Annotated in this window: 12 protein-coding genes; 11 read left to right on the top strand and 1 reads right to left on the bottom strand. The window is 39.3% G+C overall.

What is annotated here, in order from left to right:
• The first annotated feature begins 3 nt into the window (after window positions 1-3).
• The 7 genes from C7958_RS09840 (at window position 4) to C7958_RS09810 (ending at window position 9,349) form a co-directional block, all read left to right on the top strand.
• On the top strand, window positions 4-1,485 hold the full coding sequence (locus C7958_RS09840) for a glycoside hydrolase family 43 protein (RefSeq protein WP_111572505.1): 1,482 nt from the start codon (window positions 4-6) through the stop codon (window positions 1,483-1,485).
• Between the two features lie 24 nt (window positions 1,486-1,509).
• Entirely contained in the window at window positions 1,510-2,940 is a 1,431-nt protein-coding gene (locus tag C7958_RS09835; RefSeq protein ID WP_243834320.1) for a glycoside hydrolase family 43 protein, read from the top strand.
• Window positions 2,941-3,130: 190 nt separating this feature from the next.
• A complete protein-coding gene (gene lnt / locus C7958_RS09830) occupies window positions 3,131-4,522 on the top strand; it encodes an apolipoprotein N-acyltransferase (RefSeq protein ID WP_111572504.1) in 1,392 nt (463 codons plus the stop codon).
• A 230-nt stretch (window positions 4,523-4,752) separates the two neighbouring features.
• Complete coding sequence (rsxC, locus tag C7958_RS09825) at window positions 4,753-6,081, top strand: electron transport complex subunit RsxC (protein ID WP_111572503.1); 1,329 nt, start codon at window positions 4,753-4,755, stop codon at window positions 6,079-6,081.
• A gap of 17 nt (window positions 6,082-6,098) precedes the next feature.
• Window positions 6,099-8,246 carry an RnfABCDGE type electron transport complex subunit D gene (locus C7958_RS09820; protein ID WP_111572502.1) on the top strand — a complete coding sequence of 716 codons (2,148 nt, stop codon included), beginning with the start codon at window positions 6,099-6,101 and terminating at the stop codon, window positions 8,244-8,246.
• On the top strand, window positions 8,239-8,805 hold the full coding sequence (locus tag C7958_RS09815; RefSeq protein ID WP_111572501.1) for a hypothetical protein: 567 nt from the start codon (window positions 8,239-8,241) through the stop codon (window positions 8,803-8,805). Before C7958_RS09820 ends, C7958_RS09815 begins: the two co-directional genes overlap by 8 nt.
• Window positions 8,798-9,349: a hypothetical protein gene (locus C7958_RS09810; protein ID WP_111572500.1), complete on the top strand. Its 552-nt coding sequence runs from the start codon at window positions 8,798-8,800 to the stop codon at window positions 9,347-9,349. The genes C7958_RS09815 and C7958_RS09810 overlap by 8 nt, the downstream gene beginning before the upstream one ends.
• On the opposite strand, the gene C7958_RS09805 is transcribed toward C7958_RS09810, so the two are convergent.
• A complete protein-coding gene (locus C7958_RS09805) occupies window positions 9,346-11,130 on the bottom strand; it encodes an ABC transporter ATP-binding protein (RefSeq protein WP_166668516.1) in 1,785 nt (594 codons plus the stop codon). The two genes, C7958_RS09810 and C7958_RS09805, sit on opposite strands and share 4 nt — an antisense overlap.
• Before the next feature lie 200 nt (window positions 11,131-11,330).
• Here C7958_RS09805 and C7958_RS09800 point away from each other — a divergent pair, with 200 nt between their 5' ends.
• The 4 genes from C7958_RS09800 to C7958_RS09785 all read left to right on the top strand — a co-directional run bounded on the left by C7958_RS09800 (window position 11,331) and on the right by C7958_RS09785 (window position 14,695).
• A complete protein-coding gene (locus C7958_RS09800) occupies window positions 11,331-12,362 on the top strand; it encodes an HD-GYP domain-containing protein (protein ID WP_111572498.1) in 1,032 nt (343 codons plus the stop codon).
• 19 nt (window positions 12,363-12,381) lie between these two features.
• Window positions 12,382-13,800, top strand: coding sequence for a cardiolipin synthase (cls, locus tag C7958_RS09795; RefSeq protein WP_111572497.1), 1,419 nt, complete (start codon window positions 12,382-12,384; stop codon window positions 13,798-13,800).
• A gap of 242 nt (window positions 13,801-14,042) precedes the next feature.
• Window positions 14,043-14,162, top strand: a complete 120-nt coding sequence (locus tag C7958_RS15660) for a tetratricopeptide repeat protein (RefSeq protein ID WP_166668717.1) — start codon at window positions 14,043-14,045, stop codon at window positions 14,160-14,162.
• Window positions 14,163-14,221: 59 nt separating this feature from the next.
• A complete protein-coding gene (locus C7958_RS09785; protein WP_133960288.1) occupies window positions 14,222-14,695 on the top strand; it encodes a hypothetical protein in 474 nt (157 codons plus the stop codon).
• Window positions 14,696-14,834 lie beyond the last annotated feature (139 nt).

The raw sequence follows: 14,834 nt of genomic DNA, 5'->3' as shown, positions 1-14,834 counted from the left end.
ATTTTGAGAAACTTACGAGCTAAGTTTGTATTTTTATTAATTCCATTATTTTTAGTCGTATTTGTTAGTACTTACGCTGGCGCAGAAAAAATTAAAGCAGAGGCAGCAACTGCTGTCGAACTGGATCCAGAAAGTGTTTCCGTCCATGATCCAATGATTATAGAAGAGAATGGTAGATATTATGTTTTTGGCTCTCATCTGGCAGCGGCAAAATCAGATGACTTAATTGAATGGGAGCAGCTGGCAGGTGACTGGGATTCTGCTAATCCGATTATTCCCAATCCGGAAGAAGAATTAAAAAAAGCTTTAAAATGGCCTGAACCAGATGCAGAAAGCACCTGGGCCAAAAGTCCAGTTAAAATTAAAGCTAAAAATTCCAATCAGTATCACCTCTATTTCAGCACAGCTCACTGGGAATCAGAAAGATCAACAATTTCTCTGGCAGTTTCAGATACGATAGAAGGCCCTTACGAATTTGATAGAATTCTAATCAGAAAGTACGAAGAAGGAAACTACAGTCACGAAGCTGGTGAAGATTTTAAGCATGTAGAGCATCCTGGAGTAATTGACCCTCATGTATTTTATGATAAAAATGATAAGCTCTGGCTGCTTTATGGATCTTATGCTGGTGGCCTGCATTTACTGGAACTTGATGAAGAAACTGGGTATCCTGAAAAATACAATCCGGAGACCAATTATCTAAAAGAAGGCTCCAGTTATGGCAAAAAAATTGCTGGTGGCAGTCATTCACCAATGGAAGGTGGATATATTTTATATAACCCGGAAACCGATTATTATTATCTCTATATGTCTTTTGGAACTCTGGCAGCAGATGGTGGTTATAATATTAGAGCTGCCCGCTCCCGAAATGTTGAGGGACCTTACCTGGACCCAGCGGGAAAAGATATGCGGGAATATGACAGTGGTGACTGGGCAGATGCAGTAAACTATGGCGCCAAATTAATTGGTAATTTTATTTTTGAAAAATCAGAACTTGGTTATCTTTCACCCGGCCACAATTCAGCCTTCTATGATCAGGAAACAGGCAAAAGTTTTGTGGTTTTTCACAGCCGCTATCCAGGTCAGGGAGAGTATCATCAGGTCAGAGTCCACCAGACAGTGTTCAATCAAAAAGGCTGGCCGGTAATCACTCCCCACAGCTACAATGGAGAAAGCACTTCCTCTTATACTGAAGCGCAGGTAACAGGAAATTATCAATTTGTAAATCACGGGAGGGATATTCAAAATGGGGAGGGAAATATTAATTACTCTCAGGAAATTAAATTAAATTCAGATGGAAGTATCAGCGGTCAGATTGCAGGAAGCTGGCAGCTGGTAGATGGCCACTACGCGGAAATTACTATTGCCGGAGAAAAATATTACGGGACATTTATCAAACAGTATGATCGAGGTTTGGATAGAGAAGTTATGGCTTTTAGTGGGCTCTCAGATCAGGGAATTGCAGTCTGGGGCAGCAGTTATTAAAAACTAAAAAAGGATGTGTCAGATTTGAAGAAAAATAAATCATCATTATTAATTTCAGGCTTAATTGTTTTTATGTTTTTTGCTGCCGTTTCTGCGGCAGCTGCAGTTGAAGCAGCGGAAATGTCCTATACCCCTCAAGCTGCTGGTAGTGTCTCAGTTCATGATCCAATGATTATTAAAGAAGATGGAACTTATTATCTCTTTGGCTCACATCTCGCAGCAGCAAAGTCTGAAGATTTAGTTGACTGGGAGCAGCTGGCAAATGGATTCCATGCTGCCAATCCAATTATAAAGGGTAAGCCGGGAGAAGAACTCAAGGAAGCACTGGAGTGGCCCCAGCCCGACCCTGCCACAAGCACCTGGGCCAAAAGTCCAGTTAAAATTGGAAATAAATATCATCTTTACTTTAGTGTCAGCACCTGGGGAGCTACTCGTTCCGCAATCGGACTGGCAGTTTCCGATCAGATTGAAGGTCCTTATGAATATCAGGAGCTGGTGGTAAAATCATTTAACGAAGATGAAACAAATAGAGAAGGAGAGTCCCATAATCCGCGCCAGGATCCAAATGCCATTGATCCCCATGTATTTTATGATCAGCAGGGAAAGCTCTGGATGAGCTATGGTTCCTATTCTGGTGGAATTTATATCCTGGAAATGAATCCTGATACCGGCATGCCCCTCAAGCAAGATAGCTATGGCAAAAAATTAGCAGGCGGCAATCATTCTGCCATGGAGGGATCCTATATCCTTTACCATCCAGCAGCAGATTATTATTATTTTATGATTTCTTTTGGAACACTGGCTCCAGATGGCGGTTATAATATTCGGGTGGCCCGCTCCAAAAATCCGGATGGGCCATTTATTGATCCTGATGGAGACAGGATGGTAGAGGCTCGGCCCCGGATTGGAATGAATAGTAACCAATATGGAGCCAGATTGATTGGTAATTTCTGGTTTGATAAAAGCGAGATTGGTTACCTGTCACCCGGACATAACTCGGCTTTTTATGACCAAGAACTGGATAAAACTTTTGTGATTATGCATTCCCGCTTCCCCGGCAAAGGAGAAATGCATAAAGTAAGGGTCCATCAGGTCTTAATCAATGATCAGGGCTGGCCTTTAATTATGCCTCACCGTTATACAGGTGAGACTCAGGCTGACAGTTACAGTAAAGCAGAAGTGGCTGGAGATTATCAGTTTATAAATCATGGAAATTCAATTAATGCATCTATTAACATCTCAGAAGAAATTAGACTGGATGAATCCGGAAATGTTGAAGGAACAGTAGAAGGTAGCTGGGAGTTAAAAGATAATAATTCAATTCTAATCAATATTGACGGTACTGAATATTTGGGTGAATTGTTAGTACAATATGATGAAGGTCTGGAAAAAGATGTGATGACCTTTAGTGCGCTTTCAGATCAGGGAATTGCAGTCTGGGGAAGTCAGTACTAAGACTAACCCATTAATCTCGTCCAAAAAACAATCCAGATAAATAAACTGAGAAAAGGGAATTTGGTCATCAGCTGGCTGAATTCTCTTTTTTAAACCTCAAAAAGCAGGAACTAAGCTAAATTTAGAGAAAAGATTAAGTAAAGCGGTTCTCAGAAAATTGGAATTTAGATAAAAAATAAGGAGAAGAAAAATGGGTTTGATTTCAGCTTTTTTATCAGCAGCATTATTTACAGCAGCCAATTATTATGGAAAATTATATTTTTTGGGCTGGGCTGCCCTCCTGCCAATTCTCTACTATCTTTTTATATTAAAAAATGGTGAAATATCTTATCGCGAAATTTTCTTTAGCGGCTGGAAACTGGGCTTCTGGATTTTGCTTTTTTCGGGCAATTTTCTCTATTATTCCATTAAATTGTATACTTCAGCTCCGATGCCGATCATCATTATTCTTTTAGTTTTACTGTTTTTGTTACTTTCCCTAATTTATGGTCTCTTTTTATTGCTTTACTTTTATCTGCAGCGGAAGTTTTTCGCGAAGAATGAGTTTAACCCATTGCTATTTGCTATCTGTTGGACCTTCTTTGAGTTCAGCCGCCACTATCTACTGGGATTTTTTCCAATTGCCAATCCTGCCTCTACTCAGACAGAGTTTTTTAGCTTTATCCAGCTGGCAGAGCTGGGAGGAATCTGGATTCTGACCTTTATTTTAATTCTGGTTAACGGCCTGCTTTTTCAGCTTATTTTTCAGAAAAATTACAAAAACATTATTATAATAACTCTAATTCTGAGCCTGATTTTTGGTTTTGCTTATTCCCGCCAGCAGATAGATTTTACTGCAGCCAGAACAGTGGGAACAATACAAATTGGCATTATCACAACAGATATCGACCAGGAACAAAAATGGACTTCAGCCCAGTTAGACCAAAATATTGAACTGACTTTAAATGCTGCAGCAGAATTAAATCAGACCCGACTGATAATTGCTCCTGAGACAAATCTCACCTTTGATTTTCACTCAGATCAGCAGCAGAGACAGCAATTTTTGGAGCAGCTGGCCGCAGAATTTGAAACTCCAATTCAAATTGGCTCCCTGGCAGCTAAAGATTCGGGTGCTGGCCGCTATAATAGTTCGTATTTAATTTCGAAGTCTGGAGAGCTTATTTCCCGCTATGATAAAAATTTACTCCTGTACTTTGGGGAAAGCTATCCCTATCAGGAACTCTTAAACAAATATACTCCCTATCATTTTTCCTCCCTGAATGCTGGAGAAGAGCCAAAAGTATTTAAAAACAAAAATTTGAGCTGGAAAACTGTGCTCTGTTCCGAAATACTCTATCCTTCCTATGTGAAGCCCGAATCTGCTGAAGTTGATTTTATAGTTAACCAGACAAATGAAGCCTGGTTTAATAACAGCAGGCTCTTAAAGAATATAATGTGGCAGGCGGCTGTACTCCGGGCGGTAGAAAATCGAAAGCCTGTGATTAAAACCGGCAATCAGGCCTGGAGTGGGATTATTTATCCTTCTGGCAAATACCAGAAAGTTGATCCCTCACAATATTATCATATATTAGAATTCAATTAAATTGCCTAAAACTCTTTTCAAGCACAGTTCCTTTCTGTTATAATTGAGTTGTGAAAATGTTTTCAAAAATTTAATTTTATCTAGAAAAAAATTCAAAATTTAGAGCTTTTAAACAGAACATATAGGCTTAGATGCTGGTGGATATCTTTTAAGAAGGATCCACATTTTTTATCTCAAAAAGTTTTAATTTGTATTTGCCTGGATAATTAATTTAATTCGGAGGTGCCGAAATGGCAATTAAGGAAGTAAAAAAATTCCCGATCGGCGGAATTCAGTTACCTGAAAAAAAGGGACTGACCAGTGATCAGGCAATTAAAGTGATGCCTGAACCAGCAGAAGTAGCTATTCCTTTATCTCAGCATATTGGTGCTCCGGCTGAGCCAATTGTTAAGGTGGGAGATAGAGTAAAAAAAGGAGAATGTATAGCGGAATTGCAGGGAAAAATTTCAGCCAGAATCCATTCCAGCATCAGCGGTATAGTAGAGGGAATTGTTGAACGGAAAAAACCGGGTCAGGGAACTTACAGCTGTATTTTAATTAAAAAAGATGATTTGGAGCTGAAAGCAGAAGCTCAAAAGTCAGCTAGAGGAGCGCTGCCAGAGATTGAAACAATTAGAAAAAGAGTCAAGGCGGCAGGTGTGATCGGGATGGGAGGAGCAGGTTTTCCCACCCATGTTAAACTGGAACCACCGGCAGGAATTAAAATTGATACTGTAATTATTAATGGAGCTGAATGTGAGCCGTTTTTGACAGTTGATCACCGGCTGCTGCTGGAGGAATATCTGGATCTGTTTAGAGGATTAGAACTGATTAAAAAAGCAGTTGGGGCGGAAAAAGGAATAGTTGCAATTGAGGTTAATAAAAAGGATGCAATAGAAAAACTGCAGCAGAAGGCAGCCGACTGGCCGGGAATTGAGATCCAGGCCCTGGACACCCGCTATCCCCACGGTGCAGAAAAACATTTAATTAAGGCGGTTCTAAATCGAGAAGTGCCTAAAGGTGAGCTGCCGATAGCAGTGAATGTGGTTGTCAACAATGTTCAGACTGCGGTAAAAATTGCCAGAGCTGTTGATTTTGAAGAAGCAGTAACCGACCGGGTGCTGACAGTAAGTGGAGAAGCTTTAACTACTCCCTCAAATGTAAAAGTGCCGATTGGAACTTCAATTAAAGATGTAATTAAATTTTGTGGAGGTCCTAAAGACCAGCAGGATTATCAGATTATTGTTGGGGGGCCAATGACCGGGATTAATATTGATGACGAAAGTATGCCTGTTGTTAAGGGAACATCAGGCATAGTTTTAATCACTGCTGCAGAATATGCTGACAGTGAAACCCGGGCCTGTATTCGATGCGGCAAATGCAGTGAGGTTTGTCCCATGTATTTAGCTTCCAATCGGATCTGTGCCTTTGTCAATAATGGCCTGCTGGAGCGAGCAGACGATGTGGGCTTAAAAGACTGTATCGAATGTGGTGCCTGTGCTTATATCTGTCCTTCCAAACGGCCACTGGTTCGCTGGATCAAACGGGGAAAGGCAGAGTTGAGAGCAGTTGAAAAATAAAAGGGGTGGTAATCAAAATGGCAAATTTATTTAGGTCAAGTGGACCTCATATAGAGAGTCCAGAAACAATTGAAACAAATATGTGGAGTGTGGTAATTGCTCTGATTCCTGCCTTAATCGCAGGTGTTTATTTTTTTGGTTTATATGCACTTTATTTAGTTTTAGCCAGTGCTTTAAGTGCTGTAGTTTTTGAAAAACCTTTTGTTAAAAATACTGCTGCCCTGGGTGATGGCAGTGCTTTTCTGGCCGGGCTTTTACTTGGTTTAACTCTGCCGCCCACTGTCCCCTGGTGGCTGCCCATCCTGGGTGGTTTTTTAACAGTAGTTATCGGTAAACATTTATTTGGCGGTCTGGGCAGCAACATTTTCAACCCGGCCTTAGTTGCCAGAGCGATACTGCTTTTATCCTATCCAGCTTTAATGATTGAGTGGGTCAGTCCGCTGGATGGAGTTTCGACAGCCACCCCACTGCAGCTTGGAACAGATGCTTTTAGCTATTCAGAGCTGATAATCGGTAATATTCCGGGCAGTATTGGGGAAACTTCGGTAATTGCTCTTTTAATCGGTGGAGTTTATTTATATCTTAGAGATTATATTGACTTAAAAATTCCACTGTCCTTTACAGCAGGTGCTGTAGGAGCAGCCCTGATATTTGGCCAGGATCCAGTTTTTACGATCTTATCGGGAGGACTAATTTTTGCTGCAATTTATATGGCAACTGATATGGTAACCTCTCCGGTAGCCAAATGGGCCAAAATTATTTATGGACTTCTTGGCGGTTTTTTAACAATTTTTATTCGCCGCTATACTCCCTATCCAGAAGGAGTAACCTTTGCTATTTTGATTATCAATGGCGCCTCCTATTTTCTGGATAATGCTTTTGAGACTGCCCATTTTGGAGAAGTTGAATTTGTCAGAAAAAAAGTGGCCCATTTTAGTGCTGTAATCACAGCTGCAGTTTTAATTCTGCTTGTCGGAATGACTTTAATTGATGAGGAAGCACCTTATCCCGGCAATTTAAGCTACAGCCACCTGAACCAGTCCGTACCGGCCGCAGATGATTTTGAAATTATAGAACGAGATGAGGATGATATTTTATTTGCAGCCCGGGCCGAAGCAGAAACAATTAAAGATCTAATCTACATATCACGCAATGGTTTTGAGGCCCCAATTGAGGTTTTACTCATCCTGGAGCCAGATGGAAATATAGAAAATATAAAAATTATTAATCAAAGTGAATCACCAACCCTGGGAGCCAGAATTAAAGATCAGGATTTTCTGAACCAGTTTAGAGAATTCACTACTGCAGATGCTGAACAGATAATGGCAGAGACAGATCTGATCAGTGGAGCAACCTATTCTTCGCAGACGGTAGTCAGAGCTGTCCAGGCAGGATTGAGACTTTTAATTGCTGAACAGGAAACTGGTCTGCAGGATGGAGTCTATCAGGGTCAGGCCGAAGGAGTTCAGGGAGATATAGTTTTAGAGATAACCGTTGAAAATGGTGATATAGTGGATCTAGAAATTTTAGCAGAGCAGGAGACTGAGCATCTGGCCCAACCAGCTTACGAAGAGTTAGAAGAACAGCTTTTAGCAGAACAGAGTGCTGACTTAGATACAGTTGCAGGGGCAACTTATACAAGTGAGGCCTTTATGGAAGCGGTTGAGGAAGCAATAGCTAAAGCATCACCTGACTCCGACAGTGAATCTGATTTTGAAATTGAGGATGGTGTTTATCAGGGCTCAGCTGAGGGGCATGCCGGCCCAATCGAATTAGAGGTAGTAGTTGAAGCTGGCGAAATCACTGAGATAGAGGTGCTGTCAGAGAACGAGACTCCAAATCTTGGTGATGATGCAGTAGAAGCAACTAAAACAGCAATTATAGAAAACCAGAGTCTGGAAGTTGATACTGTCTCCGGAGCAACTAATTCTTCTGTAGGAACAGTTAATGCAGTCGAAAATGCTTTAGATAGTGAGGCGGAGGCTGCTTCTGATCAAAGTCAAACTGAGGCAAGCGATGCTGACTCTGCTGCAGAAAATGGAGAGGAGACAGATACAGATTCTTCAGCCACTCCGGCAGAAGAAAGTGAAGAAGAAAGCACAGCTGATTCAGATTTGGAAACAGAGATTGCAGAGGATACTGCTGAAGGAGGTTCCAATGGATAAAAATCTAACAATACTCGAAAAGGTAATGCTGATGGGGCTTCTGCCCCTTCTCGGCGCCACCAATAATTTAAAACAGGCCTTAATAACAGCCGTCAGTGCAGTATTAATTGCACTTTTAATCAAATTTTTTGCCCGCTTTATTTCCGAAAGAGAGGACTACCACTGGTATTTATTAATTGGAGTCGGTATTACTTTGAGCTATATTTTTTATATAGCTATTATCGACTTATTTCCTAATCTGGAGGTATTTATCAATAATTATCTGCTCTTACTGGGAGTAACCCCTCTAATTTATATTGGAGCCAGCCGGAGCGAAAATAAATTTTTTTCCTATCAAAAAGACTTCTTCATTTTGATGATTTTTGTGGGAGCTCTGCGCGAGATTCTGGGAAAAGGAACTATCTTTTCCATTCAGTTAACAGCAGCCGGGTATCCGCCTCTGGGCTTTGTTAAGGATTTTCCGGGGGCATTTTTGATAGTCAGTATTATTTATCTTCTGGTTGAACTTTTAAGAAAAGATAAAGCAAGCCTGCAGGAAGGAAGTGAGAAAATTGTCTGAGTTATCTCGTTTATTTTTAAATTCATTATTAAGTGAAAATATGAGTCTTGCTTTTTTTCTGGGGATTCTGTTTATGCTGATTGAGTCCGGAACAATTAAGCAGACAGCGATTAAAGGTTTAAAATATATGAGCACAGTTTTTGTAATTAATGTCCTGGGCTGGTTTTTACACACTATTTTACCGGGAGGGCTGGATCCACTTAACCCGGCAATTTTCTTTTTGACAACTGTCACTGGAGTTACAGTCCTGAAGTACTGGGGTGAGCTTAAAGGTGAGTGGTTTGGCCTGCCCAGATTTGTACCAGCCCTGGGACTTTTTTTTGGAACTCAGCTTTTAATGCAGAAAGGCAGCTATACTTATCCAGAAATGATGACAGCTAATACTGCTTATATTCTGGGTGGATATCTGCTGTTTGTTTTAATTGCTGCTATTAAAGAAGAAATTATTGTTTCCGATGCTGCCCCAGTTTTTAAAAGTTATTCGACCCTGCTGGCAGCAATTGCGATGCTGGCCCTGGGCGTAATTGGGATTCAGATTATTTAAGCTATCTCTTCTTTTTTAAACTGCATCTCATAAAACTCCCGGTATTTATTATCCAGCGCCATTAATTTTTCGTGGCTGCCGCGTTCAACAATTTTTCCAGCTTCTACAAATAATATCTGATCGGCATTGACAATGGTTGCCAGTCTGTGGGCGATAATAAAGGTGGTTCTGCCCCGGCTGACTTTATCTACAGCTTCCTGGATTAGCTGTTCGGTTTCTAAGTCAACCGAAGAAGTAGCCTCATCCAGAATTAATATTTTAGGATTGTTCAAAAAGGCGCGGGCGATAGAGACCCGCTGCCTCTGGCCACCAGAGAGCTTTATACCCCGCTGGCCAACTAAAGTATCATAACCATCCTTAAGCCCGACAATAAAATCATGGGCATTGGCATCTTTTGCTGCCTTAATAATTTCTTCTCTGGCAGCATCAGGTCGGCCGTAGGCAATATTTTCAGCAACCGTATCAGAAAAGAGAAAATCTTCCTGCATCACCATTCCAATATAGCTGCGCAGATTTTTCAAATCATATTCTCTGACATCAATCCCGTCAACTTTTACTTTCCCTAAATTAGCCTCGTAGAGGCGGGGGATCAGGCGGACCATACTGGTTTTACCGGCACCACTGGGGCCCACTAGAGCCACAGTCTGATCTGCATTGGCAGTAAAATTAATTCCTTTTAAGATTTCCTGTTGATTATCATAGGTCAGGTGTACATTATCAAATTCTACCTTTCCTTTTAGGCTCTCTCTTTTTTCATCTCCCGTATTACATAAAATTTCCGGTTTAAGTTCCAGATGGGAAAAGAATCTTTCTGTACTGGCAAAAAATCGGCTTAAACCCTCTGACATGCGGACGATCCTGAGCAGAGGTTCTCTAAACTGGATTAAATAAGTATAAAAAGCAACAACTGTACCAACTGTGATATCTCCAATTACCGTCAAGTAAGCACCATAGCTGATCACACTCAAAATTCCAAAACTGTTGAGCATTCTGGAACCGGGGAAAAGAATACTTAAATATTTAACGGCAGACATTCTATTATCTGTATGAGCCTGATTTTTTTCGTTAAAACGGCCCTGCTCAAAATCTTCATTGACAAAAGCTTTGATAACTTTGATTCCAGCTAAATTATCTTCCAGGCGGTCACTTAAACTGGCTTTGGCACTTCTGGTAGCCCGGAAGGCCTGGTGCATTTTCTGCATAATTTTGTAAGAAAAATAAATCAAAAAGGGTACATATAATAAGGTGACTAAAGTTAGTTTAACATTTAAAGTAAAAATAATTATTACTGTACCTGATAAAAGCACAGCTGAGCCAATAATTGCCTCCGGACCGTGATGGATAAACTCCTGCAGCCGATTTAAATCATCAATAACCCGGGACATCAGCTCCCCTGTTTTTTTATTATCATGAAAATTAAGTGAGAGATACTGGTAATGATTATAGAGGTCATTGCGCATATCTCTGGTGATAAATTGAGCCACTTTATGGCCGTGAAAAACTCTGCGATAACGAAAAATAGAACTGGTCAGATAAACAGCAAATACAATGATGACCAGAGTGATAATTCGGGATATATTTCCGGCCGGGATTGCTTGATCTATAATTTCCCGCAGGATAAGAGGAGGAATTAAAGTCAAACCGGCAATTAAGACATGTAAAAACTGGACACTAAAAAACTTTAATTTATAATCTTTAAGATAGGAATCATAAAACTTTTTTAATAATTTTAAATAGTTGTAGTCATTTATCGATTGATTTTCTAAATCTTCAACATCCATTTTTATTGACCTCCTATTTTGCGAATCTTCTGATAGTATAGTAACAATTTTGCTCGGGAAATGCAAAGTACTTAAATCTGTCATTTTATTGTTGTTTTAGTAATAAAATGTTATAATATTGAATATACTAGTTAATTCTGAGAAAGGAGAGGGTTTTTATTTCTGATAACAAAGTAAGAGTAGCAGATTTAGAAAACGGAATGATAATTGATGAGGAAATAAGAAGTGAGTTTGGAGGAGTCTTAATTCCTCCCGGGACTGAGCTTAACAGGCGTTTAATTGAACAGATAAAAAATATGGATCTCAAAGAAGTAAAAGTCAAAACAGAAAAGGAAATAAAAGAAACAATTAATAAGAAAAAAATTGCCAGGGAAAAATATCAGCAAAACTTAGAAGAATTTTCGGAAACTTATAAAAAGGCATATTATATGAAAAAAATTGACTTTAAAACAGTAAAGAGCCTTTCCGAAGAGGCAATGGAAATTTCTAATTATCTTGATTTAGAAGATACTTTAAAAATGACCCGCGAGATTGATAATTATACATATTCCCATTCCCTACATGTTGGTATTTTAGCCAATAAATTTGGTAAATGGCTGCATTTAAATGAAAACAGGATTGGTAACCTGACCACAGCTGCCCTGCTGCATGATATTGGTAAAAGTAAAATAAAAAAAGAGATTTTAAATAAACCAGAGCCTCTGACAGAGGAAGAATACGAAGAAGCAAAAAAACACGCCCAGTACGGTTACCAGCTGCTTAAAAAAAGTAACCGCTTTTCCAAAAGTATAATGGCCGGGATTCTCACTCATCACGAAAGATATGACGGCAGTGGTTATCCCCTGGGATTAAAAGGCAAAAAAATTCCTCTTTTTGGTAGAATTATAGCTATCTGTGATACCTTTGATGCAGTAACTACAGATCGACCCTATCAAAAATCAGTTTCACCTTTTGCCGCTGTTAAAATGCTGGAAGAAGACTTTAATTCTTTTGACCATAAGTTAAAATCAATTTTTATTGAAAAAATCCCCTATTCTTTAATCGGGGATCAGGTAGAATTGAGTAATGGAGAGGTAGCTATTATTGTTTTTATCAACTCCCGGCATCCGGAATCGCCAATTGTCAGGGTTGATGATAATTATATTGATCTCAATGACGAAAGTGAGCTGAGTATAAAAAGGCTGGTTAAGGATGTTGAAGAAGCAGAAAAAGCTGTAAAATTAAAAGAATAAATTTTGTTGAGGAGATTTTATGAATTTTTTATCGTTTTTACCTTCTGGAATCTTAATTTTAAATATAATTTTTATTATTCTGCTGATCTTTTTCGAAAGAAAAGATCCTACTGCAACCTGGGCCTGGCTTTTGATTTTGACTTTGATTCCTGTGCTCGGTTTTATACTCTATCTCTTTTTTGGTCTAACTCCCAAAAAAAGAAGAGTTTATCAGCGCAAACAGCAGGCAGATGAACTTAAAAATAATAGACTTAAATATTTTAAGCGTTCTGCTGAGGAACAAAAGGAAGGCTTTGATCACCTTGAGCAGAGCATTATGAGGCTCGGTATTCAGAGCGACCTGCCAGCAGAGATTGGCTATAATCAGCTTAAAATATACCAAAATGGACAGGAAAAGTTTGAAGATCTATTTCAGGATTTAAAGAAGGCAGAAAAATTTATTCATGCCAATTATTTTATCATCAATGACGATCAGCTGGGAAACAAATTTATGCGAATTTTAACTGACAAAGCAGCAGAAGGTGTTGAAGTGAGGCTGCTCTATGATAAAATGGGCTGCCGTAATCTTTCGCGTTATGCTATTTTCAATTTAGAAGATGCTGGTGGGGAGGTTGTTTCTTTTGCTCCTTTTTTACTGGATATCAATTATAGAAATCACCGTAAAAATGTAATTATTGATGGTCAGATTGGTTATCTCGGTGGAATTAATATTGGCGACGAATATCTGGGCCGTTCTAAGCGATTTGGCGACTGGAGAGATACTCATCTTAAAATTAAAGGAGAAAGTGTAGATAGTCAGCAGTATCGTTTTTTACTGGACTGGAATTTTGCTTCAGGTGATGATCTGCTGGCAGAGGGAAAATATTTTCCGGCAAAGAAGTATCAGGGTAAAGAGGCCCTGCAGATTGTAAGCAGTGGACCTGACTCCAGGGAAGAAGAAATTAAGGCCATGTTTTTAAAGATGATTTATGAGGCAGAAGAGACAATTTATATTCAGACCCCATACTTTATTCCCGATCAGTCAATGCTGGAAGCCTTGATGCTTGCTGCTCGTTCGGGAGTAGATGTAAAAATAATGATTCCTGATCGCGGGGATCATCCTTTTGTATATGCAGCCAATAACTCTTTTGTGGGACAGCTTTTAGAAGCCGGTGCCCGCTGTTTCCATTATACTAAGGGTTTTCTCCACAGTAAGACAATCTGTATTGACGGCCGGGTGCTCTCAATTGGAACCACCAATATGGATGTCCGCAGCTTTAAACTTAATTTTGAAATTAATGCCTTTATCTATAATAGGGAAAGAGCCGAATATCATGATCAACTTTTCGGGGAAGATTTAAAGTATTCTCAGGAGATCACAAAAGAACTTTATGAAAATAGAGGTTGGACCATGAAGCTCAGGGAATCTGTTTCCAGGCTGCTGTCTCCGATACTTTAACATAACTCTGATATTTTAACATAAAACTGAGTCAATTAAAATTTTAGGGTAAAGGTTAGATTCGATAAGACAGAGGGGGTAAGTAATGACTGTTCACTATCAAAAAAGCAAAAGAAGTTAAGGAAAAACACAGCTCACTCAATTTTTATCAGGAAGCGGTTAATTTATATAAAGGTAAGTTTTTAGAAAATCAGCAGCTGGCAAATGTAAAAATCAATAAATTGCGGGAAAAATATCAGGAATTGTACAAAGAAGCTGTGACCCAGGCAGGTATAATTCTGCTGGAGCAGAAAGATTATGGGAGAGCAATTGATACTTACGAGGAGGCTCTGCAGATTAATCCGCTCTGTGTTGATTTTTAATTGAAGGCTATAAGAAATCGGGCAGGCCTGATCTGGCCTTAACGAAGACAGAAGAGGCTATGCTCTATCTAAAAAACACCAATTTACCGATGCCTGAAAATTTAAATACAGAAATCAACAATTTTTTTCAGGCGGATATAACCGATAATCCAGCTGATATCCTGGAAAGTAACAAATTGTGCCGGGGTGAAACTTTTGAGTGTGGACCCATGACCTTTTCCAGTATTTATTCTCTAGAAAAACGGAGAAGTAAGCGTAATAATAAAGATATTTATCTTGTGCATCTTAAAATAAACGGGACTCCTTCTCCCGATAAATTGACGAAAGCAGAGAAGATACTGCGCAATACGGTCAATAAAAATCTGAGAGAAAATGATGTAATTACCCGCTGGAAACCCCGCTATTATTTAATTTTGCTGGTAGATATAGTGCCGGCAGTAGTGGATAAAATTCTAAAAAGGATCAGAAATATCTATAATGATAATTTTCCTCCTGCTGAAACCAGTATTAGTTACAGCTATCAAAAAATTTAATATTTGACTTCTCCTATCATTGAAATGCCGCCTTTGAGCGGTGTTTTTTTATGCCAAAATTTTGATTTGTTACAGTGATAATCAAATGATATTTACCGTGATATTTAATTAGAACAGTTATTGTTATTGCTAAAAGCTG

Source organism: Halanaerobium saccharolyticum, assembly GCF_003259895.1.
Taxonomy (GTDB): domain Bacteria; phylum Bacillota; class Halanaerobiia; order Halanaerobiales; family Halanaerobiaceae; genus Halanaerobium; species Halanaerobium saccharolyticum_A.
Note: the sequence above shows the minus strand (reverse complement) of the source record. Positions and strands in the feature narration are given on the sequence as shown.